Annotated in this window: 22 protein-coding genes; 9 read left to right on the forward strand and 13 right to left on the reverse strand. The window is 63.8% G+C overall.

From position 1 onward, the window contains the following. Nucleotides 1-162: 162 nt before the first annotated feature. The 5 genes from pseB to JJ959_RS09345 form a co-directional block, all read right to left on the reverse strand. Entirely contained in the window at nucleotides 163-1,191 is a 1,029-nt protein-coding gene (pseB, locus tag JJ959_RS09325; protein ID WP_292882522.1) for a UDP-N-acetylglucosamine 4,6-dehydratase (inverting), read from the reverse strand. 74 nt (nucleotides 1,192-1,265) lie between these two features. Beyond that, nucleotides 1,266-2,477 carry a UDP-4-amino-4,6-dideoxy-N-acetyl-beta-L-altrosamine transaminase gene (pseC, locus tag JJ959_RS09330; RefSeq protein ID WP_292882525.1) on the reverse strand — a complete coding sequence of 404 codons (1,212 nt, stop codon included), beginning with the start codon at nucleotides 2,475-2,477 and terminating at the stop codon, nucleotides 1,266-1,268. 4 nt (nucleotides 2,478-2,481) lie between these two features. Continuing rightward, nucleotides 2,482-3,819, reverse strand: coding sequence for an HlyD family type I secretion periplasmic adaptor subunit (locus tag JJ959_RS09335; RefSeq protein WP_292882528.1), 1,338 nt, complete (start codon nucleotides 3,817-3,819; stop codon nucleotides 2,482-2,484). Between the two features lie 46 nt (nucleotides 3,820-3,865). Further along, the gene (locus JJ959_RS09340; RefSeq protein ID WP_292882531.1) at nucleotides 3,866-6,187 is read right to left on the reverse strand and encodes a type I secretion system permease/ATPase; all 2,322 of its coding nucleotides are present in this window, start codon (nucleotides 6,185-6,187) and stop codon (nucleotides 3,866-3,868) included. 160 nt (nucleotides 6,188-6,347) lie between these two features. Then, nucleotides 6,348-6,638 carry a hypothetical protein gene (locus tag JJ959_RS09345; protein WP_193182220.1) on the reverse strand — a complete coding sequence of 97 codons (291 nt, stop codon included), beginning with the start codon at nucleotides 6,636-6,638 and terminating at the stop codon, nucleotides 6,348-6,350. Nucleotides 6,639-6,799: 161 nt separating this feature from the next. Here JJ959_RS09345 and JJ959_RS09350 point away from each other — a divergent pair, with 161 nt between their 5' ends. Continuing rightward, the gene (locus JJ959_RS09350) at nucleotides 6,800-7,618 is read left to right on the forward strand and encodes a sulfotransferase (RefSeq protein WP_292882538.1); all 819 of its coding nucleotides are present in this window, start codon (nucleotides 6,800-6,802) and stop codon (nucleotides 7,616-7,618) included. A gap of 115 nt (nucleotides 7,619-7,733) precedes the next feature. After that, nucleotides 7,734-11,222 carry a glycosyltransferase gene (locus tag JJ959_RS09355; protein WP_292882541.1) on the forward strand — a complete coding sequence of 1,163 codons (3,489 nt, stop codon included), beginning with the start codon at nucleotides 7,734-7,736 and terminating at the stop codon, nucleotides 11,220-11,222. Nucleotides 11,223-11,227: 5 nt separating this feature from the next. Here JJ959_RS09355 and gmk read toward each other — a convergent pair whose 3' ends face one another. Then, nucleotides 11,228-11,887, reverse strand: coding sequence for a guanylate kinase (gene gmk, locus JJ959_RS09360; RefSeq protein WP_292882544.1), 660 nt, complete (start codon nucleotides 11,885-11,887; stop codon nucleotides 11,228-11,230). Next, nucleotides 11,884-12,798 carry a YicC/YloC family endoribonuclease gene (locus JJ959_RS09365; protein ID WP_292882546.1) on the reverse strand — a complete coding sequence of 305 codons (915 nt, stop codon included), beginning with the start codon at nucleotides 12,796-12,798 and terminating at the stop codon, nucleotides 11,884-11,886. The genes gmk and JJ959_RS09365 overlap by 4 nt, the downstream gene beginning before the upstream one ends. An 82-nt stretch (nucleotides 12,799-12,880) precedes the next feature. Here JJ959_RS09365 and JJ959_RS09370 point away from each other — a divergent pair, with 82 nt between their 5' ends. Further along, on the forward strand, nucleotides 12,881-13,657 hold the full coding sequence (locus JJ959_RS09370; protein WP_292882549.1) for an SDR family NAD(P)-dependent oxidoreductase: 777 nt from the start codon (nucleotides 12,881-12,883) through the stop codon (nucleotides 13,655-13,657). A 7-nt stretch (nucleotides 13,658-13,664) separates the two neighbouring features. Here the strand turns inward: JJ959_RS09370 and JJ959_RS09375 are convergent, their stop codons facing one another. From JJ959_RS09375 to fabD, 6 genes are all read right to left on the reverse strand, one after another. Then, on the reverse strand, nucleotides 13,665-15,107 hold the full coding sequence (locus JJ959_RS09375; protein ID WP_292882552.1) for a TrkH family potassium uptake protein: 1,443 nt from the start codon (nucleotides 15,105-15,107) through the stop codon (nucleotides 13,665-13,667). 74 nt (nucleotides 15,108-15,181) lie between these two features. Continuing rightward, a complete protein-coding gene (gene mltG / locus JJ959_RS09380) occupies nucleotides 15,182-16,150 on the reverse strand; it encodes an endolytic transglycosylase MltG (protein ID WP_292882555.1) in 969 nt (322 codons plus the stop codon). 6 nt (nucleotides 16,151-16,156) lie between these two features. Continuing rightward, nucleotides 16,157-17,422 carry a beta-ketoacyl-ACP synthase II gene (gene fabF / locus JJ959_RS09385; RefSeq protein ID WP_292882558.1) on the reverse strand — a complete coding sequence of 422 codons (1,266 nt, stop codon included), beginning with the start codon at nucleotides 17,420-17,422 and terminating at the stop codon, nucleotides 16,157-16,159. Nucleotides 17,423-17,493: 71 nt separating this feature from the next. After that, on the reverse strand, nucleotides 17,494-17,730 hold the full coding sequence (locus JJ959_RS09390; RefSeq protein WP_193182234.1) for an acyl carrier protein: 237 nt from the start codon (nucleotides 17,728-17,730) through the stop codon (nucleotides 17,494-17,496). 243 nt (nucleotides 17,731-17,973) lie between these two features. Beyond that, nucleotides 17,974-18,714, reverse strand: coding sequence for a 3-oxoacyl-[acyl-carrier-protein] reductase (gene fabG, locus JJ959_RS09395; protein ID WP_292882563.1), 741 nt, complete (start codon nucleotides 18,712-18,714; stop codon nucleotides 17,974-17,976). A gap of 41 nt (nucleotides 18,715-18,755) precedes the next feature. Continuing rightward, the gene (fabD, locus tag JJ959_RS09400; protein ID WP_292882566.1) at nucleotides 18,756-19,706 is read right to left on the reverse strand and encodes an ACP S-malonyltransferase; all 951 of its coding nucleotides are present in this window, start codon (nucleotides 19,704-19,706) and stop codon (nucleotides 18,756-18,758) included. Between the two features lie 306 nt (nucleotides 19,707-20,012). Between fabD and rpsF the strand changes: the two genes are divergently transcribed. The 6 genes from rpsF to alr all read left to right on the forward strand — a co-directional run bounded on the left by rpsF (nucleotide 20,013) and on the right by alr (nucleotide 25,307). Then, complete coding sequence (gene rpsF / locus JJ959_RS09405; protein WP_292882569.1) at nucleotides 20,013-20,492, forward strand: 30S ribosomal protein S6; 480 nt, start codon at nucleotides 20,013-20,015, stop codon at nucleotides 20,490-20,492. A gap of 3 nt (nucleotides 20,493-20,495) precedes the next feature. Further along, nucleotides 20,496-20,750, forward strand: coding sequence for a 30S ribosomal protein S18 (gene rpsR / locus JJ959_RS09410; RefSeq protein WP_193182243.1), 255 nt, complete (start codon nucleotides 20,496-20,498; stop codon nucleotides 20,748-20,750). A gap of 42 nt (nucleotides 20,751-20,792) precedes the next feature. Next, on the forward strand, nucleotides 20,793-21,773 hold the full coding sequence (locus JJ959_RS09415; protein WP_292882573.1) for a DUF2232 domain-containing protein: 981 nt from the start codon (nucleotides 20,793-20,795) through the stop codon (nucleotides 21,771-21,773). Nucleotides 21,774-21,840: 67 nt separating this feature from the next. Then, a complete protein-coding gene (gene rplI / locus JJ959_RS09420; RefSeq protein ID WP_292882576.1) occupies nucleotides 21,841-22,446 on the forward strand; it encodes a 50S ribosomal protein L9 in 606 nt (201 codons plus the stop codon). Nucleotides 22,447-22,659: 213 nt separating this feature from the next. Further along, nucleotides 22,660-24,171 (forward strand): replicative DNA helicase, encoded by a 1,512-nt coding sequence (locus JJ959_RS09425; RefSeq protein ID WP_292882579.1) that lies wholly within the window; start codon nucleotides 22,660-22,662, stop codon nucleotides 24,169-24,171. Continuing rightward, nucleotides 24,171-25,307 carry an alanine racemase gene (gene alr / locus JJ959_RS09430; RefSeq protein ID WP_292882581.1) on the forward strand — a complete coding sequence of 379 codons (1,137 nt, stop codon included), beginning with the start codon at nucleotides 24,171-24,173 and terminating at the stop codon, nucleotides 25,305-25,307. The genes JJ959_RS09425 and alr overlap by 1 nt, the downstream gene beginning before the upstream one ends. The last annotated feature ends 25 nt before the right edge of the window (nucleotides 25,308-25,332 follow it).

The following is a 25,332-nucleotide window of genomic DNA, read 5'->3' on the forward strand; positions in this document are numbered from 1 at the left end:
AGCATCAGAAGCAACTGGCTGGGTCTTTACCTGACGGCTTGAAGAGGCAAATCGAAATGGGCCATTCCCGCGGCGACGCGGGGATGGCTTTTTCTCTTTTCAGGTCCTCGGTGCGTTAGAGAACCATCTCCTCTAACGCACCGAGGACGCAAAACCGGGCGGCTAGAGGGTCTCCATCATCTTCGTGAGATCTTCGCCACTCAACCAGGCGGTATTGGTGTCGCTCGCGTAGCGGAAATCCGGAACGACCATCTTCGCACCGCCATCGAGATAGTCCTTCATCACCCGGTCGCTGTGCGCCGGCAGGATCACGTAGCGGTCTTCAAGCTCCACCGTGGTCCGGGAATCGTCTTCCGAGATCATCACTTCATGCAGCTTCTCGCCCGGACGGATGCCAACGTTGCGCAGCGGCAGATCCGGCGCCATGGTCTTGGCGACGTCGACAATCTTCATGCTCGGGATCTTCGGTACGAAGATTTCCCGCCCCTTCATCATCTGCAGGCTGGAAAGAACGAAATTCACCCCCTGCTGCAGCGTGATCCAGAACCGGGTCATGCGTTCGTCGGTGATCGGCAGGTCCGTCGCTCCTTCGTTCATCAGCTTGCGGAAGAAGGGGATTACGCTGCCCCGCGAGCCGATCACGTTGCCGTATCGCACGACCGAAAACCGGCAGCCCTCATGGCCGGCAATGTTGTTCGCGGCGACGAAGATCTTGTCCGACGCGAGCTTGGTCGCGCCGTAGAGGTTGATCGGATTGGCGGCCTTGTCCGTCGACAGCGCGATGACCTTCTTTACTCCACTCCGCAATGCCGCTTTAACGACGTTCTCGGCGCCGTGAATGTTGGTCTGCACACATTCGAAGGGATTGTATTCCGCCGCCGGCACATGCTTCATCGCCGCCGCATGAACCACGTAGTCGACCCCGCGCATCGCCAGCTCGAGCCGGTCGACGTCGCGTACATCGCCGATAAAGTATCGGATCGGCCGGCCCGGAAGCGGCGGGAATTCCTGGGCCATGTCGTAATGTTTCTGCTCGTCCCGGGAAAAAACGATGCAGCGGCGCATCTCGTTATTGGCGAGCGCGGTGCGGATGAACTCCTTGCCGAAGGACCCGGTCCCGCCGGTCACGAGGACCGTCTTGCCGTCAAGGTCGATCAGGTTCTTGTCGAAATTGAACGCCGTGTAGCTCATGCGATCGTGGGCCTCACCCTAAGATATTCGAATCAGGCTATTTTGCCCCGTTTGCGGAAACCGGGAAACCGCCTTCACAGCTTCAGCACGGAAGCGAGTTCCTCGACCACCCGGTCGACGTCGCTTTCCTCCATCGCCGGGAACAGCGGCAGACTGAGACAGCGGGCGTAATAGGCATCGGCCCCGGGCAGGTTCAGCGGACCATATCGCCTGGCGTAATAGGGCTGACGGTGTACCGGAATATAGTGGACCTGGGTGCCGATTCCGCGTTCCCTGAGGGCGTTCATGACCTCCGTGCGTGCGGTTCCGAGCGCGTCAAAATCGATCAGCGTCACGGCCAGATGCCAGGCTGGATTGCAGCCACCGGCGACGCGCTGCATCTTCACATGCGGCCCCAGACCGGCGACGCGTTCCGCATAGCGGTCGCGCAGCGCACGCCGCTTGGCGACGAAGACATCAAGCTTCTTCAGCTGGCTGAGGCCGAGTGCCGCGTTTACGTCCGACAAGCGGTAGTTATAGCCCGGCAGATGCATCTCGTAATACCAGGGCGCCGGATTGCCGCCTTCGAAGCCCATGGCCTGATTCTGGAACCGCTCCGGCTCCCGTACCATACCGTGGTTCCGCGCCCAGCCGAGGCGGTTGGCAAGAACGTCGCTGTTCGTGGTCAGCACGCCCCCCTCGCCGGTCGCGATGGTCTTCACCGGATGGGTCGAGAACATGGTGATACCGCCGAGCGGACAGGACCCGACCGGCACCATGCCTTGACCGACATCGTACTCCCCGCCGAGGGCGTGACAGGCATCCTCGACCATGGCGAGATGGGGAAACACCTTGCGAAGCCCGGCAATGTCCACGGTGTGACCCGTCAGATGGACCGGGAAAATCGCTTTCACCGTCCCTTCGCTCAGGCCCGCGATGGCGCGCGCCACATGTTCCGCACCCATCAGCCCGGTCTCGGGGTCGACATCCGCGAAGAGCACGTCGGCGTTCACGTACCGGACCGCGTTGGCGGTCGCGAGGAAGGTGACGCTCGGCACGACGACCACATCGCCGAAATCGAGCCCGAGCGCGATGGCCGCCATGTGGAGTCCGGCGGTGCCGCTTGAGCAGGCAACCGCATGTTTCGCACCGACACGTTCGGCAAATGCCTTCTCATATGTATCGACGGTCGGCCCGGTGGTCAGGAAGTCCCCACGCAGCACCTCAAGCACGGCCTGCTCGTCCTCGGCGTCGATCTGCTGACGGCCGTAGGGAAGAAAACTCTTGGGCGGGGCCGTGTCTTTCATGGTGTCAATTTTCCCTCAAACCAAGCTCGAAGCTGCGAACCAGCGGCGCGAGCAGATATTCAAGCAGGGTCTGATCCCCTGTCGAGATAATTACGGTCGCCGGCATGCCCTGTACGAGCTCGAGCTCCGGCTGCTTGGCAAGGCTATCCCGGTCAAGTTCCACCCGTGCCTCATAATAGGGGGCGCCGCGCTCGGGCTGGACGATATCGGCCGAAACGGTGAGCAGCTTGCCGTCGATCGGCTGGGTGGTGCGCTGGCTGAACGAGGTCAGACGCACACTGGCCATGGCCCCCACCTCGACGACGTCGATATCCGCCGGATCGATCCGCGCCTTGACGACCAGAGTGTCGCCCTGGGGAACGATGCCCAAGATCGGCTCGCCCGGACCGATGACACCGCCCACCGTAAAGAACCGCAGACCGTAGACCCGTCCACTCTGCGGCGCCCGGATCCGGGTCCGGTCAAGCGCGTCGCGCGCGGCCTTGAGACGATCCTTCAGATCGATCAGTTGATCCTGAACCTCGCGCAGGCTGGTCTCCACCTCGGTCTTGAACCGCTCCTGTGTGTTGAGGAGCTGAAACTCGGTCTCGGCGATGGTCTGCTCCGCCCGGGCGATCAGCGCCTTGCGGTTGCCGATGCTGCCTTCGAGCTGGACGGCGGTGCGCTCCAGCGCAAGCAGGCGCGGCTTTCGTTCCAGTCCCTTCTCGTAGAGCACCCGGACGTCCGCGATCTCTTCCTGGATCAGTTCGTACTGCCGCGCATCCGCCCGCTGCTGGGCCAGAAGCGCGGTGATCTCTTCCCGGGTTTTCTGGATCCGTCGCTTCAGCAGCCCGAACTGGCTGTCCCGCGCGCTGATCCGGTTGGCGAAAAGCCGCTGCTGTCCGGCGATGACTTCCTGAACGTCGGGATCGGATGCCGCCGCGACCAGCTCCTGGGGAAAGTTCACCTCGGCAAGGTCGTCCCGTTCAGCCTCGAGGCGCGCCTTGGTGCCGAGATGTGTCAGGTACTGCTTGCGGAGCAATTCGAACTCGACCGAGGCACGGGTATCGTCGAGCCGGATCAGGATGTCCCCCTCGCGAACGACATCTCCGTCCCTGACATTGATCGCCTCGATGATTCCGCCTTCGAGGTGCTGCACGGTTTTCTGGTTGCTGGAGACCTGCAACTGACCCTGGGCGATCGCGCCGCTGCCAAGCGGCGCCAGCGCCGCCCACAGCCCAAAGCCGCCAAAGAAGAGTAACAGGACCACGAACCCGGCCCAGACGACCGGACGCCAGGCTTTCGGATTTTCGGCTTCCGAAAGCTCGAAGGCATCGTTCAGATCGTTGGCCGCATTCGACATCTTTGGTCCCTATTGCGGGTCGGCGTAACCGGGCCCGGGCGAAGTGTTACTGCTTGGCACGGGGGCGCCCGGAGATGGACTGAATATCCTCGATATTGAGCGCCGCGGCCGGACGGATATTGGACGGCGGAGCAACGGATATCGGTCCCCGGGACGGCTTGGCCGTCTCGGCGGGAGCCTGTGGCTCCGGCGTCGAATTGTTTGCGGGTCTCGGAGCGGGCCGGACCGGGATGGCCTGCGGCGGCGGATGCATGCGCACCGTCTCCACCATTTTCGGCGGCCGCACCATCGGACCGGAACCTTCATCTGCGGGCGCCGGAGCGGTGCCCGGGGCCGGGCCCCGGCGGGCGAGGATTTCCATCGCCTGTGCAGATCCCTGACCCAGCTTCGGACGGACGCCATGCCCGGTTCCTGGCTGCAACGTCGGCGGGATACCTTCGTTCGATCGGGCCCTGCGCGCAGACGGCATCCCCGACGGCATGGCCGGCGGCGGGGGAAGATTTGCGGCCGGCACGCCCGGAATTCCCCTACGGGCGGGACTCGGGCCCACCTTTTGCTCGACGGGCTCAGGCCGTTCTGGCGGCGGCATGCGGCGGCGATCAGCCTCCGGCCGGCCACTTTGCGGCCCGGCTTCGTCAGGTTTTCCGGACGGCCTGGCCTGCTGCGGGGGCATCGTCGTCGGCCCCATCCCCGCGCTGGCCAGCACCTCGTCGCGCGAGCCGTATTTGTTGATCATGCCCTCCTGCAACACGAGCAGCTTGTCCATGTTGGCAAGCGCCTGCACCCGGTGGGTAATCATGATGATAGTCGCCCCGCGTTCCTTGAGCTCGTTCAGCGCCTTTACCAGCGCTTCGTCGCCCTTGGAATCCAGGTTCGAGTTCGGCTCATCCAGAACCACCAGCGACGGTTCGCCATAAAGCGCCCTCGCCAGGGCAACCCGTTGCCGCTGACCGCCGGAGAGCAACGCTCCGGAATTGCCGATATCCGTGTCGTAGCCGTTCGGAAGCTGCAGGATGAGATCATGCAGCCCCGCCAGCTTGGCGGCCGCGATCACCTGTTCGGGATCCGGCTCGGAATCCAGCCGCGCGATGTTCTCGGCAATGGTTCCGCCGAACAGCTCGATGTCCTGCGGCATATATCCGATGTGCCTGCCGAGGCTTTCGGTGCTCCAGTTGTAAATATCGGCACCGTCGAGGCGTACATGCCCGACATGCGGTTTCTCGACCCCCACGATCAGGCGGGCGAGAGTCGATTTTCCGGCCGCCGACGGCCCGACAACGCCGAGCGCTTCGCCCGGTTTCACCTCGAGACTGATCCGTTGCAAGATCGGCCGCGGCGCCCCACGCGGCTGATATCCGACGCCTTCAAGCACCAGATGGCCCTTCGGCGCAGGCAGTTCCATCCGCCGTATGCCGGACTGGGCATTGACCAGCGCCGTTTCGATAGTGCGATAGGCGGAGAGCGCCTCGACCAGGTGGCGCGCCTGCCCGATCGCCATTTCGACCGGCTGCAGCGCCCGGCCGAGGATCAGCGAGCAGGCAATCATCATGCCCGGCGTCATGTCGACTTCCGGGTTGATGATCTGCAGCACGGCCACAGTCATGATCACCATCTGCAGGAGCATGCGGGCGGACTTCGAGACAGCGCTGAGGATCGCGGCCCGGTCGCTCGCCCGCCCCTGCAGGCTAAGCACCTGCTCGTTCTCGCGGTGCCAGCGCCCCATGATGTTGCGGCGCATCCCCATGCTCTCGACGACAGCGGCGTTACGCACTGCGGATTCGGCGGCGGAGTAGGCCTTGGAGGAGAATTCCTGCGCCGCGTTCAGCGCCGGCCGCGTCATCCGGTCGTTGATCACCCCGAGCGCGAACATCACGAGCGCACCGATCGCCGCGGCGAGTCCCATGGCCGGATTGATCCAGAGAATCAGCGCGAGAAAGACCGGGACCCACGGCACGTCCAGCATGGTCAGCATGCCGGGGCCGGTGAGAAACATGCGCAGCGTGCTGAGCGAACGCAGCGGGTTGCTGTTCGGCTGACTGCCGCGGTCGAGCGCGTCTGTGATGATGGAGGAAAGCAGGATCGGGCCGATGCGGCGGTCGATCCAGCCGCTGATGCGCACGAAGGCATAGGCCCGGATGGTGTCGAGCGTGGCCTGGATCGCAAGCGCGAAGCCGGCAATCCCGAGCAGCAGGAACAGCGTCGCTTCGCTGCGGCTTGCCAGAACCCGGTCGAAAACCTGGAACATGAAGACCGGCAGGGTCAGCATCAGCAGATTGACGGCGAAGCTGAACACACCGGCGGAGAAAAGCGCCGTGTAGCAGGCTCGCATCAACCGGTTGACGGTTACGGGCTGATCCGCCCCTGCCATGAAATCACCTCGGTACGACCATCCGGACACAACCGCGCAAATTTTCACGCGGCTTTTGGCTCAAAGACAATCAATACCATACATGATTCGCCGAAGCGAAACATGAAGTCTCTGGTCTTGGTTATTGATTTTTAGTCGAAAAGGCCGGATGGCCGAGACTTCAATCCTCGGTGAATTTCGCCAGGTCGATATCGCCGTGACGGAACGGGACCCAATACTTGGTCTCCGGATTGAACTGCAGACCGTAGATGTTGGTGCAGAAAATCTTGGTCGGCGGGGTCTGGCCCTCGCCTTCGGTACGGGCGACGTCGACCAGATCGGCCGGCTTGAAATAGGTTTCCCAGGCCGCCGAGACGTCGGAGCGCTCTTGCTCGGAGAGATCGTTCACCTGCATGGCGAGATCCCAAGTCTGCTCAAGATCATTCCAAAGGTCGTCGAGATACTTGCCCATCGGTCCAAAATCCACAGTGTCATGTGCGGTTTGTCTTCATCGCCTTATATCGGATCGGTTTCGGCAGGTGAAGGTATAAATTACAGCTTGGCGGAGCGCCGGGCCTTGGAATATCAAAGCGCTTCACGTGTTGTCGCACCTTTCAAGGTGCAGGAGTCGGTGTGCTTTTCAAGCTGTTCGAGAACCTGTTTTCCCACCCGGACACGACCAGTCCGCTGCTCATCGGAGCCACCGGCGGCTCGGGGACCCGGGCCCTGCACGGCGCCCTCAAAGAAGCAGGCTTCTTCGTCGGAGAGCGACTCAACCATGCCGGCGACGCGATGGATTTCGAACCGTTTCTCGATGCCAACATCAATCCGGTTCTGCGCGAAACCCGGTCCCTCGACTACAGCCTCGATGACCTGAGCGACAGTGTGCGCTCGGCGGCGGTCCGCGAATTCCGCGCCGCTCTCAAGCATTACACGCGCGAATTGCCGCGGAATGCGTCGAACTGGGGTTGGAAGAATCCTCGCAGCATGTACGTTCTGCCGATCGTAGCAGACGCCTGCCCCGGCATGCGTTTCCTGCACCTTGTCCGGGACGGCCGCGACATGGCCCTGAGCGACAACCAGAACCAGCCGAACAAGCACTACGACGCCCTCTTCGGTGAAACCTACAGCGGCGAGAGCCCCGAAAACGCGATCCGCCTCTGGGCGACCGCAAACATGCAGGTCGCGGATTGGGGCGAGCGCGTCCTCGGCCAGCGCTATGTGCGAATTCGTTTCGAAGATCTCTGCGCGACACCGCGCGCAACCCTGACGGAAGCGCTCATTGCCAACGGTTTGGAGGAGGACCTCGCCGGTCAGGTCGGCTCGGCCGCCGAAGCGGTGATCCGAATGCCGGAGTCCGTCGGCCGCTGGAATCGGCTTCCAGATCAGGAGAAGGGCAGCCTCAGCGAAATCGGCTCGAAAGCTCTCGCGCGCTTCGGCTACGCGACGTGAAAGCGCCGGTTCGCTCCCCTGTACCAGCCAATATCGCGGAACCGGGAGCTTTGTGATATCCAAGCGACCGATTACGCGAACCGCCGACAAAGAACACGCAGCGAGTCCCCAATTCATGGCAGCGAAGACCACGCCCAAGAAGAAGATGAAGACATCGACCGCGGTCGTCATTCTCGGCATGCACCGCAGCGGAACCTCTGCGCTGACCCGGGTCTGCAATATTCTCGGCGTCGAGTTGAGCGATAACCTGCTGCCGCCGGTCGAAGGCAACAACGAAACCGGCTTCTGGGAACATCTCGACACCGTCGTCACCGACGAGCAACTGCTGACCGACTTCGAGATGTTCTGGGACGACCCGCGCGCCTTGCCGGCCGGATGGACCGGAACAGAGGCGGCGGAGAAAGCCCGAAGGACAATCCTCGAATTCCTTGAGAAGGATTTCGCCGGGGCGAAGCTCTGGGGCATCAAGGATCCCCGGATGTGCCGCCTGATGCCGCTATGGGAACCCGTGCTGGAAGAGTTCGGGGCCGAGCCGGTCTACGTGATCATGCAGCGCAATCCGCTCGAAGTCGCGCGCTCCCTGCACCAGCGGGACGGGCTCTCGACCGGCCGCGGCCTCGTGCTCTGGCTACGCCACGTGATCGAGTCCGAGCGCGCGACACGCGGCAAGCGCCGCGCGTTCCTCAGCTACGACGGGCTGATGGCCGACTGGCAGGGCACGATCGAAAGCATGGCCAAGCGCCTCGACCTGCCGCTCGAAAAGGTCTCGGACGAATCGCGCGCCGAAATCGAGAGCTTCATCCGGCCCGGGCTCCGGCACTTTGCCCTGCACGACACCGAACTCTACGGATCGGAAATGCTCTCGCGCTGGGCCGGCCGCGTCTTTGCCGCCTGCCGTGCGCTCGAAAGCGATCCGGACGATGCCGCCGCCATCGCCGCCATCGACCTCGTCGCCGCGGAACTGGAACTCGCCGGCGCCTATTTCGACGATATCGTCGGCGAGGCCGCACCGCGCGAGAAGAAACAGCGCGAGGAGATCGTCGACCTGCACCGCAAGGTCGCGGAACGTCAGAACTGGGCGACGGAACAGATCAGCCGGGTGGCGGAACGGGACGCCCGGCTTCAGGAACGCGACCGGATGATCCACTCGCTGATGGTCCAGCGCGAGGATCTGCACGCGAACTACAAGCAGGCGCAGCACGACCTCAACATCGAGAATGCGCGCATCCACCGCGAGTTGCGCTTCATTACCGGCACCTGGTCCTGGAAACTCACCCGCCCGCTCCGGGTGATAAACCGGCTCTTCCTGCGCACCCTCGGCGCCATGCGGGTGCTGAAGCACGACATGCATGTCGCTTCGGCGATCCATGCCGAGGCCCTCGGCGGCGACGTCTTCCGCTCAACAGAACCGAACCCGCAGCTGATTCTCGGCTCGCCCTGGCGCTTCCTGCCGGAAGGCTGGGTCGAGGTTTCCTACGAGATCGAGGCCAAGCGCGGCGCCTCGCCGTTCCTTTTCGCCGATGTCGGCTACGGCTTCGAGGAAGCCTACCGGTTCCGTCTGCCGCCGACCCGCGGCGGCACGGGCAAGGCCATTGTCCGGCTGCCGAAAGGGATCTTCCAGCTCCGGTTCGACCCGGTGCATTTCGTCGGCACCTTCGAGATCAAGCATATCCGGATTCGTGAGGTCAGCCGCATCCTGCTCACCCTGCGCACGCTCTGGAGCCGCATCCGCGAGGTGGTCGAGCACAAGGATGCGCGCAAGAGGGTCGGCAAACGGCTGTTCGACCTGGTGGTGAAGCGGGACGTCAAGGGCTTCTTCGAGGGTGTCGCCCGGCTCGGCCCGGACCCGGTCAGCAGCTATACCCGCTGGTTCGAGCTCTATGGCACGCTGACGGACGACGACCGCGCCGCGATCACGAAACATATCGCGACGATGAAGAAGAAGCCGCGCTTCTCGATCGTCATGCCGACCTACAACACGCCGGTGCAGTTCCTGCGGAAGGCCATCGAGTCGGTGCAGAACCAGCTCTATCCGGAGTGGGAACTCTGCATCGCCGACGACGCCTCCAGCTCGCAGGAGACAAAGGATCTGCTCCGCCGCTATGCGAACGAGGACGACCGGATCAAAGTCACCTTCCGGGAGAAGAACGGACACATCTCGGCCGCCTCAAACAGTGCCCTGGAACTCGCGACCGGCGACTACATCGCCCTGCTCGACCATGATGACGAGCTGACGCCGCACGCGCTCTACATGATGGCGGTCGAGGTCCGGGATCATCCGGATGCGGACATCATCTATTCGGACGAGGACAAGGTCGACGAGAACGGCGACCATTACGCGCCCTATTTCAAACCGGACTGGGCACCGGACATGTTCCTCGGCCAGAACCTGATCAACCATCTCGGCGTCTATCGCCGCAAGCTGGTCGAGAAGGTCGGCGGTTTCCGCCTCGGCTACGAGGGCAGCCAAGATTACGATCTCGCACTCCGCGTGATCGAGCAGACAAAGCCGGAGAACATCCGGCACATCCCGCACATCCTCTATCATTGGCGCGCCGCCGAAGGCTCGACCGCGCTCGCCGAAGAGGAGAAAGACTATACCGGCAGCGCCGCGATCCGGGCGATCCAGGATCATCTCGACCGTTCGAAGATCAAGGCAAAGGTGGTGCAGGGCCGGGACATCTACAGCCAGCGGGTGATCTACGAGCTGCCGAAGAAGCCGCCGCTGGTCAGCCTGATCATCCCGACCCGCAACCGGGCCGACATCCTGAAGGGTGCCGTCGACGGCATCCGCGAGAAGAACGACTATCCGAACTGGGAAATCATCATCGTCGACAATGGCAGCGACGAGGAAGAGACCCTCGACTATCTCGCCAAGCTGGAAAAGGACGAGCGGATCCGGGTGCACCGGGACGACGGGCCGTTCAACTATTCCCGCCTCAACAACGACGCCGCACGGCTCGCCAAGGGCGAAATCATCGGCCTGATCAACAACGACATCGCGCCGATCAACGAGGACTGGCTCTCCGAGATGGTCCGCCAGGTGACGCAGCCTGGCGTCGGTGCGGTCGGGGCCAAGCTCTATTACGAGAACGATACCCTGCAGCATGGCGGTGTGATCGTCGGACTCGGCGGTGTCGCCGGACATTTCGACAAGCGCCTGCCGCGCGACAGCCGCGGTTATTTCGGCCGTGCGATGCTGGTGCAGAACTTCTCCGCCGTCACCGCGGCCTGCCTGCTGGTACCGAAGAAGGTGTTCGAGGAAGTCGGCGGGCTCGACGAGCAGAACCTCGCGGTCGCCTTCAACGATGTCGATTTCTGCCTGAAGATCCGCGAGGCCGGTCACCGCATTGTCTGGACGCCCTATGCCGAGCTCTATCACTACGAGTCGATCAGCCGGGGCGAGGATACCGATCCGGACAAGCGGGCCCGCTTCAACGCGGAATCCGAATATATGCAGAAACGCTGGGCCAAGGTCTGCGAGCACGACCCCTATTACAGCCCGAACCTGACGCTCGACTTCGAACAGCCGTCACCCGCCGATCCGCCGCGCGCGCTCAGGCCGTGGAACGACTATTTCGAGCTGGAAGACGCGGCGGAGTAAGGGGCCTAGCGGCCCTCGCGGAGCTGCTTCACGAAATCGGTCAGACCGAGCTGACGGTCGCGCTTCAGGCGCTCGGCCGTCAGGATCGCGCGCACCTTCTCCACGCTCGCCTCGAGATCGTGATTCACGATGATGTAGTCGTATTCGCGGTAGTGGCTGATTTCTTCGGCGGCCTTGGACATGCGCTGGGCGACGACCTCGGCGGAATCCTGGTTGCGGCTGAGCAGCCGGCGCTCAAGCTCACGGATCGAGGGCGGCAAAATGAAGACGCTGACGAGATCGTCGCGCGCCGCGTCGGCGAGCTGCTGCGTGCCCTGCCAGTCGATGTCGAACAGCACGTCCCCGCCGCCGCCGAGCACCTTCTCGACGCGGTCCCGGGGCGTGCCGTAGTAGTAATTGTTGCCGAGGACCTTGGCATATTCGAGGAACTCGCCCCGGTTGATCCGGAGCTGGAACTCGGTCTGGTCGATGAAGAAATAATCGGTTCCGTCGACTTCCCCCGGCCGGCGCGGACGGGTGGTGGCGGAGACGGACATCGCGAGATCGTCTTCGAGCTTCAGCAGTTCGCGGCAGATCGAGGACTTGCCCGCCCCGGACGGAGAGGACAGCACCAGCATCAGGCCGCGGCGGTGCAGCTCGGTATCGTTTTCGTAAGCGGTGCTCATTCGACGTTCTGCACCTGCTCGCGGAACTGCTCGACGGTGGATTTCAGTTCGAGCCCGATATTGGTGAGCGCCAGCGAGGCCGCCTTGGAGCAGATCGTGTTGCTCTCCCGGTTCAGCTCCTGGCAGATGAAATCCAGCTTCCGTCCGATCACGCCGCCAGCCTTGATGAGGTCGCGGCAGGCGTCGATATGGGCGTCCAGCCGGTCGACCTCCTCGCGGATATCGGCCTTGGTGGCGAGCAGCGCCAGTTCCTGACCGAGGCGTTCTTCAGAGACCGGCGGCGACTGTTCGAGCAGTTCCGCGATCTGCTGCTTCATCCGTTCGCGCTGCTGTCCCGGCTGGAGGTCGGCGGTGCCCTTGGCCGAGGCGGACAGTCCGGACAGAGCCTTGAGATGAGTCGTGAGCATCTCGGCGAGCCGCTTGCCCTCTTCCGCGCGCATCGCCGAAAGAGCGCCCAGCGCCTCTTCAAGCCCTTTCAGAAGTGCCGTGAGCAGCGCGTCCTTCTGCTCCGCATCCTGTACCGGATCCTCGTCCGTCTCCAGAATGCCGCGCACCGAGAGCAGGCTGTCGAGCCGCGGGGGAGACGGGTAGATCTTGCCTTCGGCTTCAAGCGTGGTCTGCAGTTCGAGAATCTGTTCGATCAGATCGCGGTTCACGTTGAGCGCCTTGACCGCGCTCCGGCGGGCGACCGACAGGGATACCGAGAGGGATCCGCGTCCGAGCTTCGCCCCGATCAGCTTGCGGGCCGGAATCTCCAGCGCATCGTAACCGCCCGGCATGCGGAAGCGGATATCGAGGCTCTTGCCGTTGACCGACTTGACCTCCCAGCTCCACTGCCATTCTCCGGCGCCGTCGCCAGCGTCATGGGTTCCCTCGACACGGGCGTAACCCGTCATGCTGTTGATCGCCACCGATACCACCAGATCTTTGCTATAGAAGACGCGGGCGCACTATATCCGTGCGCGGTTACGGCAACAAGACGCGGAGGCCCTGATGCATGCGCCGAAATCGATCCTGATCACCGGCGCCTCCAGCGGGATCGGTGCCGCGCTCGCCACCGCCTATGCCGCGCCGGGCGTCACCCTCTTCCTCGGCGGCCGGGACGAAGCGCGTCTCGCGGAGGTCGCCGGAGACTGCGCTTCCAAAGGCGCCTCGGTTCATACATGCCGGATCGACGTCACCGACCGGGCCGGCACGGAGCGCTGGATCGCAGAGGCCGACGCCCTGGCGCCGCTCGATCTCGCCATCGCCAATGCCGGGATCTCCCTCGGCACCGGGGACGGCGGCCCGGAACCTGCCGAGCAGGTCCGGCGGCTTTACGCGGTCAATGTCGATGGGGTTATGAACACAATCCTTCCGGCGCTGGAGAGGATGCGTCCGCGCCGCTCGGGACAGATCGCCATCATGAGTTCGCTCGCCGGCTTCCGGGGCTTTCCCGGCGCCCCGGCCTATTGCGGCTCCAAGGCCGCCGTTCGCGTGTTCGGCGAGGGCCTGCGCCCGATGGCCGCGCGCGAGGGAATCGGTGTCAGCGTGATCTGCCCGGGCTACGTCCGCTCCCCGATGACGGCTGTGAACGATTTCCCGATGCCGTTTCTGCAGGACGTCGACAAGGCGGCGAAGAAGATCCAACGAGGGCTCGCCCGCAACAAACCGCGGATCGCCTTTCCCTGGCCGCTCTACGCCGCCGTGCTGCTCCTGCAGATGCTGCCGCCCGCCTGGATCGACGGGCTGATGGGACGCCTGCCGACCAAGGGGTCGTCCGGCCACTGATCCGCGCTCAGGTTTTCCAGAAGTCTCGGTCGAAGGCGACGAGGACAGTGAAAATTTCCAGACGCCCGAGGATCATGACGAAGGAGAGAAGGATCTTCGCGCTGTCCGGCAGGCTTTCGAAGGTTCCGGCAGGGCCCACAATTGCGCCGAGCCCCGGCCCGACATTGGTGATCGCCGTCACGCTCGCCGAGTAGGAGGTGTCGAGATCAAGCCCGAGAAAGGTCAGCGCGACCGTGCTGATCGCGATGGTGGCCACGAAGAGAGCGAGGAAGGCGAGCACGCCGAAAGCCGCCTCGTCGGGCAGCGGACGGCCGTTGAAGGAGGTCGGAACCACGCGGTGCGGGCTGGTCAGTCTTTTGACATGCGCCTTGATCACCTGCAGCAGCACCTGAAAGCGATAGATCTTGATCCCGCCCGAGGTCGAGCCCGAACAGCCGCCGACAAAGGTCAGCACCAGGAACAGACCGATCGCGCCGGCACCCCATGTCGTGTAATCGTCGCTCGCGAAGCCTGTCGTCGTCACGATCGAGGTCACGTTGAAGAAGGTCAGGGTGATCGCTTCGAACAGGCTGGCCTCGCTGCGCTGATGCAGCCAGATACCCGCCACCAGACTGACGATGCAGAGAAACCCGACCAGAGCCGTGACCTGGCTGTCCCGGAACATCGCCAGGCGATTGCCGCGCGCGACCTTGATATAGAGGAAGAACGGCACCGCTCCGGACAGCATGAAGATCGTGCCGGCCCATTGCATCGCGGCACCCTCGAAATAGCCGAAGGATGCGTCATGGGTAGAGAAGCCGCCGGTCGAGATCGTCGCCATGGCGTGGCAGACCGCGTCGAACCCGGTCATCCCGAGCGCCCAGAAGGTCGCGGTACAAAGCGCCGTCAGGCAGAGATAGATCAGCAGGATGTCGACCATCATGACCGACCAGCGGGATTCGACCTTGTCGGAGGTGTCGGAGCTCTCGCTCCGGAACAACTGCGCGCCGCCGATCCGCATGAAGGGCAGCAGCACAACCGCCATGACGAGGATGCCGATGCCGCCGATCCATTGCAGCAGGGAACGCCAGAGCAGGATACCGGGTGGCAGCCCGTCGAGCCCGGTGAGCACCGTCGATCCGGTCGTGGTCAGCCCCGAGGTCGCCTCGAAGACTGCATCCGCATAGTCGAGACCGAGACCGAGAAACGGCAGCGCAGTGAAGAGGGGCAGCACGATCCAGCAGAGCCCCGTGAGCAGGAAAGCGGTGCGCAGCGACATATCGGTCGAACGCTCGCTCCAGGTCGCCAGGATGACGGATACGCTGACGAACCCCATGAACGCCGCCGAACTGGCAAACACCTTCCAGTCGGGGTTGCCTGCGAGCAGATCGACCAGCATCGGCAGCAGGGCCCCGAGGGCGGAGCCGAAGACCACAATCCCGACAATGTGGAAGACAAACTTGATCTGCATTTCGGTCTCCTTGACCGTCCCGCAAAACGCCCCGCCCGGCCATTCTGGTGAGCTTGGCGACCGTCAATGCACCGTCAGTTGGCGTCCCTGATCTTGCGCCATTTCCGGACATTGCGATTGTGTTCCGGCAAGGTCCGCGCAAAAGCATGCCCGCCGGTCCCGTCAGCAACGAAGTAGAGAAAGTCCGTTTCCACCGGATTCATCACCGCCCGGATCGCGTCGATCCCGGGATTGGCGATCGGAGTCGGCGGCAAACCGTCGATGACATAGGTATTGTAAGGCGTTTCGACTTTCAGGTCGGCGCGGGTCAGGGGGCGATCAAGGCCCGCGGGGGAGAGTCCGTAGACCACCGTCGGATCGGACTGCAGGCGCATGCCTTTCCGCAGCCGGTTGACGAAAACCCCGGCAACCAGTCCGCGTTCGCGCGCAATGCCGGTTTCCCGCTCGACGATCGAGGCGAGGATCAGCGCCTCCTCCGGAGATTCCAACGGAAGGTCCGGAGCCCGCAATTCCCACAGTCGCCCAAGCGCGTCGCGCATCGAGTCCTGCATCCTGGCCAGCAACTCGGCGCGCTGGTCTCCGTAGGAAAAATGATAGGTTTCCGGAAGCAGCGAGCCCTCGTCCGGCATCGCGACATCCCCGAACAATCCCTCGGCGCGCTGCAGTCGATCCACCACCTCCGCGGTGGTCAGCCCTTCCGGAATGGTCAGCCGCCGAACGACGGTCTTGCCGGAAGCGAGGATGTCCATCACCTCCCGCGGACTGGCCTTCGCCGGGATGTGATACTCACCGGCTTTGAGTGAACGGGCCTTCTCGAAGGCCCGCGCGCCGATCGCGAAGATATAGTCGTGGCGTATGATTCCGGCACCCCGCAAGACCGAGGCGATACCGTCCAGCCCGGTTCCCGCGGGTATGATCACGTTCCGGGCCACCTGAAGCGGACCGGGTCCGGTGAATTGGGCATAACCCCAAGCGAGGACAACCGCCACCGCGACCGCCAGAACGGTGCCCCCCGTTATCAGCCGGAGCACTGCGCGCCCCACCGGGCGTTACTCCGGAGCGGAGAAAATCAGGGAAGCGTTGGTACCACCGAAGCCAAAGGAGTTCGACAGGGCGTGCTTCACCTTGCGCTCTTTTGCTTTCAGCGGGACGAGGTCGGCCGCGCCGACCTTCTCCGACGGATTGTTCAGGTTCAGGGTCGGCGGAAGAATACCGCGCTGGATCGCCAGGACGGAATAGATCGCCTCGACCGCTCCCGCGGCCCCGAGAAGGTGACCGATCGCGGACTTGGTCGAAGACATCGACGCCCCGCCGAGATCGTCGCCCATGAGCCGCTTCACGGCGCCGAGTTCGATCATGTCGCCGAGCGGTGTCGAGGTGCCGTGGGCATTGATGTAGTCGATCTGGTCCGGCGCGAGCCCGGCACGCTTCAGCGCCGCCTTCATAGCGCGAAAACCGCCGTTTCCGTCGTCGGCCGGCGCGGTGATGTGATGCGCGTCGCCGGACATGCCGTAACCGGTCACCTCGGCATAGATCTTCGCGCCGCGCTTCTTGGCGTGTTCGTATTCTTCGAGAACGACGCAACCGCCGCCTTCGCCCATGACGAAGCCGTCACGGCCCTCGTCCCACGGACGCGAGGCCTCGGTCGGGGTATCGTTGAAACCGGTGGAAAGCGCCCGTGCAGCGGCAAAGCCAGCCACACCGAGACGGCAGACCGCGGCTTCCGCGCCGCCGGCAACCATCACGTCGGCATCGTCCAGCATGATCAGCCGGGCGGCGTCGCCAATGGCGTGGGCGCCGGTCGCGCAGGCGGTCACGACCGCGTGGTTCGGACCGCGAAACTTGTAGCGGATGGAGACATGGCCCGAGATCAGGTTGATCAGCGCGGCCGGAATGAAGAACGGGCTGATCCGGCGCGGACCGCGCTCAAGCAGCAATTGTTCGGTGCTGGCGATGCTGGTGAGACCGCCAATACCGGAGCCGATCAGCACGCCGGTACGGTCCTGGTCTTCCTCGTCTTCCGGCAACCAGCCGGAATCCTTCACGGCCTGGTCGGCGGCAGCCATGCCGAGCATGATGAACCGGTCGACCTTGCGTTGTTCTTTCGGCTCGAGATAGGCGTCGGGATTGAACAAACCGTCCCCGCCTTCGCCTTCCGGGACGATTCCCGCGATCTTGGCGGGCAGATCGGAGACATCGAACGCATCGATGCTTCTGATGCCCGAGTCCCCGTTGATCAAACGGGTCCAATTGTGCTCGACCCCGTCCCCGAGGGGCGTGACCATACCAAGTCCGGTAACAACAACGCGTCTCATCACCAGGGCATTTCCAGAAATGTCATGGGACCCCGGGCGGCATCAACCGCCCGAGGGGAATCGATAGCCGGTTAGTTGGACGACTGCTCGATGAAAGTGATCGCGTCCTTGACGGTCAGGATCTTTTCGGCGGCATCGTCCGGAATCTCGACGCCAAACTCTTCTTCGAACGCCATGACAAGTTCAACCGTGTCGAGGCTGTCCGCCCCGAGGTCGTCGATGAAGCTCGCGGAATCAACCACCTTGGCCTCGTCAACGCCGAGATGCTCGACCACGATCTTCTTCACGCTAGCGGCGACGTCACTCATTTTTGTTTTCCTCGAATCTTAAGCTCTACGGTTTTACCGGCAGCACGTCTGCGTTTACCGGCCTCAATATACCCCAAGAAACGCGCATTCCGTCATGGAGTAAGAAACACTTTGGCAGTACGCCTATGCGGGGCGGCGGGATACCACACTTTTTTTTAATTGCCTAGCATCAGAAATCCCGGCGCCATATCCCCAAAACGGCCGGAAGCGCGCGCGACTCGCCCGCTCTCCCGCTCCGCCCGGTCAGAGCATCGCCATCCCGCCGTTCACGTGAATGGTCGCTCCGGTGACATAGGCCGCTTCCTCGGAAGCAAGATAGACCACCGACGCCGCGATGTCCTCGGGCGTACCGAGTCTTCCGGCCGGCACGCCCGCCAGCAGCTTCTCGTGCTGCGCCTCGTCAAGTACGTCGGTCATCGCGGTCTTGATGAATCCCGGCGCCACGATGTTCGCGGTAATCCCGCGATTGGCGACTTCCTGGGCGAGCGACTTGGTGAAACCGACCATCCCTGCCTTGGAGGCGGCGTAGTTCGCCTGGCCCGGATTGCCGGTCGCGCCGACGATGGAGGAAATCCCGACGATCCGTCCCCAGCGCCGCTTCATCATGCCGCGCAGCAGGGCACGGGACAGACGGAAGCCCGAGGTCAGGTTGACGTTCAGCACGCTTTCCCAGTCCTCGTCCTTCATCCGCAGCATCAGACCGTCACGGGTGACGCCGGCATTGTTGATGAGAATGTCGATTCCGTCGGTAGCGACCTCTTCGGCCGTCTTCGCCAAAGCGGCGACCGAGTCCGCATCGCCGAGATTGGCGGTGACCACATGGGCGCGGCTGCCGAGTTCGTCCGCCAGCGCCTGCAGGGCCTCCTCGCGCGTGCCCGACAGCACGACCTCGGCTCCCTGGGCATGCAGCGCCTTGGCGATCGCATTGCCGATACCGCCGCTCGCCCCCGTCACCAGAGCCGATTTTCCATCCAGACGAAACATATGCCTTCTCCCTCGCCCGTTCCCGGGTCGACCAGACTTCTTTAAAGAGTTTCGAGAAACGCCGCGATCTCTTCCGGCGTGCCGACGGCACGGCCGGCGAGCGAACGGTCGATCCGCTTCGCAAGCCCGGTCAGAACCTTGCCGGAGCCGAGTTCGACGATCTCGGTGACGCCCTGCCCCGCAAGCCAGAGCACCGACTCGCGCCAGCGCACCATCCCCGTCACCTGTTCGACCAGCCGGGTGCGGATCTCGCGCGGATCGCTGATCTTGTCGGCCAGCACGTTCGCGACGAGCGGCACGACCGGCTGCCGCAGGTCTGTGGTCGCCAGCGCCTCGGCCATCGCGTCTGCCGCCGGGGCCATCAGGCCGCAATGGAAGGGGGCGCTGACCGGAAGCAGCACGCTCTTCCGCGCGCCTTTCTCCGCCGCCGCCGCGACCGCCTTCTCGACCGCAGCCTTGGAGCCGCTGATCACCACCTGCCCCTCGGCATTGTCGTTCGCGATATCGCAGACCCCGCCATCGGCCGCACCGGCCGCCGCGACTTCCTGCGCGAGCTCGAGCGAAACGCCCAGCAGAGCAGCCATCGCGCCCTCGCCCACCGGAACCGCGGTCTGCATGGACTCGCCGCGCAGCCGCAGCAGCTTCGCCGCGTCGGCGACGTCCAGCGCGCCGGCCGCCGCGAGCGCGGAATACTCGCCGAGGGAATGCCCCGCGACGTAGCTCGCCATGTCTCCGATCGACTTGCCGCTCTCGCTCTCCAGGACCCGGACCACAGCAAGGCTCACCGCCATCAGCGCCGGCTGGGCGTTGCGGGTCAGGATGAGCTCCTCTTCCGGCCCTTCGAACATCAGCCGGGACAGGGGCTCGCCCAGCGCATCGTCAACCTGCTCGAAAACCTCGCGCGCGGCGCCATAGGCGTCGGCGAGCGCTTTGCCCATTCCGACCGCCTGGGACCCCTGGCCGGGAAACGTAAATGCGCGAACCGTCGTCATGTTTGAAATCCTTGTATTTTAACCAAGGTATTGTTCTGTCCTTCCACGCCGGGCCTTGCGCCCGCGTGAAGGCGGCGTTTGCTACACGCCCTCTTTTCAGCGGCGCCAAAGAGAACGAGCCGGAAAAGCGCTGTCAAGCGGAACCGTCTCTCAGGTTGCGCGCCTCGGGGTTTTGTGTATATTCCGCCGGTCTCGCGCTAAGGCACCCCGGTGCCGGGGCGGGATTTTACATAACTCCTTGCCGGCAGAGCCGGCTTAGCAGCGTCCCTTTGAACGGGGCGTTCTGATTATCCGTAAGGAGATAAAATGCCTCTCTATGAGTGCGTGTTCATTGCACGCCAGGACATCTCGTCCGCCCAAGCCGAGCAGCTCACCAGCGATTTCTCCGAGATCATCACCAACATGGGTGGTGAGATCAAGAACACTGAGTCCTGGGGCCTTCGCTCCCTCGCTTACAAGATCAAGAAGAACCGCAAGGGCCACTATGTGCTGATGCACGTCGATGCCCCGTCCGATGCCATCCTCGAGATGGAACGGCAGATGCGCATCAATGAAGACGTGCTGCGCTACATCAGCCTGCGGATCGAGGAAGTGCCGGAAGGCCAGTCCGCGATTCTTCTCGCCAAGTCCGAACGCAGCGACCGTGGTGGCCGTGGCGGCCGTCCGGGTGGCGGCCGGTTCGACCGTGGCGACCGTCCGGAACGTGGCGACCGCCCGGATCGCGGCGATCGCTTCGACCGTGGCGACCGCGGCGACCGTGACAACAGCGAAGCCCAGGGAGACTGATCCATGAGCACTCTTACGATTTCCCGCGCCGCCGTTCGCAAGCCGTTCATGCGCCGCCGCAAGTCCTGCCCGTTCTCCGGCCCGAATGCGCCGCAGATCGACTACAAGGACATCAAGCTGCTGCAGCGCTTCCTCTCCGAACGCGGCAAGATCGTTCCGAGCCGCATCACGGCCGTTTCGGCCAAGAAGCAGCGTGAGCTGGCGAAAGCCATCAAGCGCGCCCGCTTCATGGCCCTGCTGCCGTACGTGCTCAGCTAAGGGATCAGCCGACACCTGCTTTCGCGGGTTCGACGAGGCAAGATGTGGTCAAAGTGGTTTCCCATAGGAGCGGCGGCACTCGCGAGCGCGCTCATGTATCTCTCCACGATCCTTGGATCGTTCGGAGCGATTCTGCTCGCCTTCCTGTCTCCGCTTCCGCTCTTCGCCCTCTCGCTTTCGCGGGGGTGGATGGCGGGGCTGACCGCGACCCTGGTTGCGGGGGCGATCGTTCTGGTCGCCGCCAATTCCATGGCCGGCCTGTTCTTCGTGATCATTTCCGGTCTGCCGGCGGTGCTGCTGACGCGTCAGGCGTTGCTGGCACGGCCGCTGAACGACGATCCGGAGAACACGGAGCTCGAATGGTATCCGGCCGGCATGCTGGTCATGTGGCTGACGGCGCTTCCCGCTGTGGGATTGCTGACAGCCGTTCTGGTCGCGGGCCTGCAGGGGCCGGGACTGGAAGCCATGGTCCGGACCGAGGTCGAGGGGATGTTCGCCGCGATGGGGACGGCAAGCGAAGGAATCTTCGCCCTGCCCCAGGAGCAGCTGGACGCCGCCATGAACCTCACCGTTGCCGTCTTTCCCGGCATTGCCGGACTGCAATGGTCCATGCTGACCCTCGTCAACGGCCTGCTGGCCCAGGGCGTGCTTGCGCGCTTCGACGCCAATCTGAGGCCGTCGCCCCGAATGCGGGACATCCGATTGCCGGTCTGGGCGCCCTTTCCGCTCGCCATTGCCGCCCTGGCGGCGATGCTCGCGGACGGAGCCCTCGGCTATCTCGGCTGGAACGCCGTGCCGATCCTGTGTCTGCCCTTCTTTCTCTCCGGTCTGGGGCTCATCCATGCCCTCGCCGGAGCGCCGAACGGCAAGCGCTGGCTTCTGCATGCGACCTATACGCTGATGGTCCTCTCCTTTCTGCTGCCCGCCCTGCAATTCATCTGGGTCCTGCTCGTTTTCGCGGGACTGGTGGATCACTGGGCGGATCTGAAGGGGCGGATCGCACGGAATTCGAATCAAACGTGATCCCGGTCGGAACCGGCCCGCGCCGCAGCTTCGCGGCAGAGGCCCCGGCCACAAAGGAGTAAGAGAAATGGAAGTCATTCTTCTGGAGCGTATCGAACGTCTCGGCCAGATGGGCGACGTCGTTAACGTGAAGCCGGGCTTCGCCCGCAACTTCCTGCTGCCCCAGGGCAAGGCCCTGCGTGCGAGCAAGAACAACCTGACCCACTTCGAAGGCCAGCGCGCCCAGCTCGAAGCGGAAAACCTTGAGCGCAAGGGCGAGGCCGAAAAGGTCGCGACCAAGCTTGAGGGCTTGGTGGTTCCGGTGATCCGGGCGGCCGGCGACAGCGGCCAGCTCTACGGCTCCGTCACCTCCCGCGACATCGCGGACGCGGTCACCGCCGCAGGCGTTACCGTCAGCAAGCGCCAGGTCATTCTGGACCGCGCCCTGAAAATGCTCGGCCTCGAAGAGATCCGCGTCGTGCTGCACCCGGAAGTGTCGGTGAACATCACCGTGAACATCGCCCGCAGCGCCGACGAAGCGGAACAGCAGAAGCTCCTCGGCCGCGCCGTCGGCACCGAGGAAGCCGAGGAAGAGGAAGAAGCCGGTCTGACGGCCGAAGCCGCTTCCGAGCTGCTCGAGGAAGGCCTCGCCGAAGCGGCTGCCGAAGAGGAAGAGAAGACCGCCGAGGCCTGAGCCTCTTCGCGTCCCTCTAATACTGTTCCGGAAACGGCCGCCCGTCGAGGCGGCCGTTTTCTTTTTCACAGGGCCAAGCCCTTGGATTTCGGGCCGCAAATCCAAGATATCCCCGTAATTCAGCTTTATACACAGCCGTAAGTCTTTGATAAATCACGGCTTGGGGATAAGATTGCTGGAGACGTCCACAGCCCTTCTTGGTATGTGTATTCGATGTCCAGTTCAGAGCCCTTCTCGACCATCACGTCGCTCACGCGCGCGGAACCGCAGACCAGCGAATACCGCGAGCCTCCCCACAACCTGGAGGCGGAACAGGGTCTGCTCGGCGCCATCCTCGTCAATAACCGGGCCTTCGAGAGGGTCAGCGAGTATCTGGCGCCGGAACATTTCGCCGACCCTGTCCATGGCCGAATCTTCGCTGCCTGCGGCCGGCTGATCGAGAAAGGTCAGATCGCCAACCCCGTGACCCTGAAGCCGCTGTTCGATCAGGACGATTCCCTGCAGGAGGCCGGCGGCGCGCAGTATCTGGTCCGGCTCGCCGCCTCCGTCGTCACCGTGATCAATGCGGACGATTACGGCCAGGCGATCTATGACAGCTTCCTGCGCCGCGAACTGATCGATCTCGGCGGCGAGATCGTCAACGTGGCCTACAAGCACGATCTCGACCTGCCGGCGGCCGATCAGATCGAGGCCGCGGAATCGAAACTCTTCAGTCTCGCGGAACGCGGCTCCAGTCAGGGCGGCTTCCAGGATTTCGGCGAGGCGCTCACCACTGCGGTGCGGATGGCGGAGGAAGCCTTCAAGCGGGACGGCGGTCTCGCGGGTATTTCCACCGGCCTAACCGACCTCGATGCCAAGCTCGGCGGCCTCCACCCTTCGGATCTGCTGATCCTCGCGGGCCGCCCCGCCATGGGGAAGACCGCGCTGGCGACGAACATCGCCTTCCATGTCGCGACCGCCGCGCTCAAGGACCCGGAACTCGACCGCCAGGTCGTCGCCTTCTTCTCGCTCGAAATGTCGGCCGAACAGCTCGCCACGCGTATTCTGGCCGAGCAGACCGAGATTTCGTCGGAGCATATCCGGCGCGGTGAGCTGACGACCGAGGACTTCCAGAAGCTGGTCGCCGCCAGCCAGGACCTCGAACGGGCACCGCTCTATGTCGACGACACACCCGCGATTACCATAGCCACGATGCGGGCCCGCGCCCGGCGCCTGAAGCGTCAGCAGGGGCTCTCGCTGATCGTGGTCGACTACCTGCAGCTCATGCGACCGTCCGCCGGCCAGCGGGCCGACAACCGTGTGCAGGAGATATCCATGATCACCCAGGGCCTGAAGGCGATCGCAAAGGAACTGGATGTGCCGGTCATCGCCCTCTCCCAGCTCTCGCGCGCCGTCGAACAGCGCGAGGACAAGCGGCCGGTCCTCGCCGACCTTCGCGAATCCGGATCGATCGAGCAGGACGCGGACGTCGTCATGTTCGTGTTCCGCGAGCAGTACTATCTCGAGAAGGGCGAACCGGCGCAGCGCATCGACGAATCGGACGAGAAGTTCCACGACCGGCACGACCAGTGGAAGGACCGCTGCGAGAAGTCCTACGGCAAGGCCGAGGTGATCATCGGCAAGCAGCGCCACGGCCCGACAGGCACCGTCACGCTGCACTTCGAAGGCTCGACGACCAAATTCTCCAACTTCGTCGCGGACGATCACATCCCGGACAGTTTCTGATGCTCGACACCACTTCGGCTCGAGACGGATCCGGTGCCGCATCGGAACTCGTCATCGATCTCGGCGCGGTCAGACGGAACTATCTGTCGCTCCAGGAGCGCCTCGGAAAGACCGAATGTGCCGCGGCCGTAAAGGCGGACGCCTATGGAACGGGCGCCGACAAGGTCGCTCCGGCGCTCTTCGAGGCCGGCTGCAGGACCTTCTTCGTCGCAACCGTCGATGAAGCAATTGCCGTCCGGAAGATCCTCCCCGACTGCCGAATAGCGGTCCTCAACGGGCTGCTTGCGGGCACGGAACAGGTCTTTCCGGAGCACGATCTGATCCCTGTCATCAACGACCTGGAGCAGATCGCGCGCATTCGAGAGATGTGCGTCTCCGCCGACCGGGCGTTGCCGGCCATGCTGCATATCGACACCGGGATGAACCGGCTCGGCCTCTCGCCCTCCGACATGGACCGGGTGGCCAGGGACCCGGACGTGCTGACCGGCCCCGACTGGCTCTATGCGATCTCGCATCTCGCCAGCGGCGACGATCCGGACAACCCGGAGAACGCGGCGCAACTCGCGCGCTTCGCCGAGCAGCGCGGCCGTCTGAAACGGCCGATGCAGGCAAGCCTCGCTAACTCGGCAGGGATCTTTCTCGGCCCGGATTATCATCTGGATCTCGCCCGCCCCGGCTTCGCGCTCTATGGCGGCCGGGTCGAGGACGGCAAGCCGAGCCCGATGGAGCCGGTGGTCCGGCTGCGCGCCCGCATCCTGCAGGTCCGTACCGTCCGGGCCGGTGACAGCGTCGGCTACGGAGGCACTTATACGGTGACCGAGGACGCGCGCATCGCCACGGTGGCGGTCGGCTATGCGGACGGTTATCTGCGCTGCCTTTCCGGCAAGGGGGTGGCCTGTATCGGCGACCGGCGCCTCCCCGTGGTCGGCCGGGTCTCGATGGACATGCTTGCCGTCGATGTCAGCCAGGTGGATCCGACCGAAGTCCATCCGGGCGGCTATATCGAGCTGCTCGGACCGCATTACACGGTGAACGACGCGGCCGACGATGCCGGAACCATCGGTTATGAAATATTGACAGCTCTCGGCCATCGCTATACCCGACGCTACATCGAAGCGGCGAGCGGAGAGTCCTGATCATGCGTATCCCGATGCCCGGATC

Origin of the sequence: Nisaea sp., from assembly GCF_017640745.1 — a bacterium.
GTDB lineage: Bacteria > Pseudomonadota > Alphaproteobacteria > Thalassobaculales > Thalassobaculaceae > Nisaea.

Coding starts and splice junctions, on each gene's coding strand:
- rplI (WP_292882576.1), top strand. CDS start 21,841: ATGGAAGTCATTCTTCTGGAGCGTATCGAACGTCTCGGCCAGATGGGC.
- JJ959_RS09425 (WP_292882579.1), top strand. CDS start 22,660: ATGTCCAGTTCAGAGCCCTTCTCGACCATCACGTCGCTCACGCGCGCG.
- JJ959_RS09375 (WP_292882552.1), bottom strand. CDS start 15,107: ATGCAGATCAAGTTTGTCTTCCACATTGTCGGGATTGTGGTCTTCGGC.
- JJ959_RS09340 (WP_292882531.1), bottom strand. CDS start 6,187: ATGGCAGGGGCGGATCAGCCCGTAACCGTCAACCGGTTGATGCGAGCC.
- JJ959_RS09335 (WP_292882528.1), bottom strand. CDS start 3,819: ATGTCGAATGCGGCCAACGATCTGAACGATGCCTTCGAGCTTTCGGAA.
- JJ959_RS09390 (WP_193182234.1), bottom strand. CDS start 17,730: ATGAGTGACGTCGCCGCTAGCGTGAAGAAGATCGTGGTCGAGCATCTC.
- fabG (WP_292882563.1), bottom strand. CDS start 18,714: ATGTTTCGTCTGGATGGAAAATCGGCTCTGGTGACGGGGGCGAGCGGC.
- pseB (WP_292882522.1), bottom strand. CDS start 1,191: ATGAGCTACACGGCGTTCAATTTCGACAAGAACCTGATCGACCTTGAC.
- fabF (WP_292882558.1), bottom strand. CDS start 17,422: ATGAGACGCGTTGTTGTTACCGGACTTGGTATGGTCACGCCCCTCGGG.
- gmk (WP_292882544.1), bottom strand. CDS start 11,887: ATGAGCACCGCTTACGAAAACGATACCGAGCTGCACCGCCGCGGCCTG.
- rpsF (WP_292882569.1), top strand. CDS start 20,013: ATGCCTCTCTATGAGTGCGTGTTCATTGCACGCCAGGACATCTCGTCC.
- alr (WP_292882581.1), top strand. CDS start 24,171: ATGCTCGACACCACTTCGGCTCGAGACGGATCCGGTGCCGCATCGGAA.
- JJ959_RS09355 (WP_292882541.1), top strand. CDS start 7,734: ATGGCAGCGAAGACCACGCCCAAGAAGAAGATGAAGACATCGACCGCG.
- rpsR (WP_193182243.1), top strand. CDS start 20,496: ATGAGCACTCTTACGATTTCCCGCGCCGCCGTTCGCAAGCCGTTCATG.
- fabD (WP_292882566.1), bottom strand. CDS start 19,706: ATGACGACGGTTCGCGCATTTACGTTTCCCGGCCAGGGGTCCCAGGCG.
- JJ959_RS09370 (WP_292882549.1), top strand. CDS start 12,881: ATGCATGCGCCGAAATCGATCCTGATCACCGGCGCCTCCAGCGGGATC.
- JJ959_RS09415 (WP_292882573.1), top strand. CDS start 20,793: ATGTGGTCAAAGTGGTTTCCCATAGGAGCGGCGGCACTCGCGAGCGCG.
- pseC (WP_292882525.1), bottom strand. CDS start 2,477: ATGAAAGACACGGCCCCGCCCAAGAGTTTTCTTCCCTACGGCCGTCAG.
- JJ959_RS09345 (WP_193182220.1), bottom strand. CDS start 6,638: ATGGGCAAGTATCTCGACGACCTTTGGAATGATCTTGAGCAGACTTGG.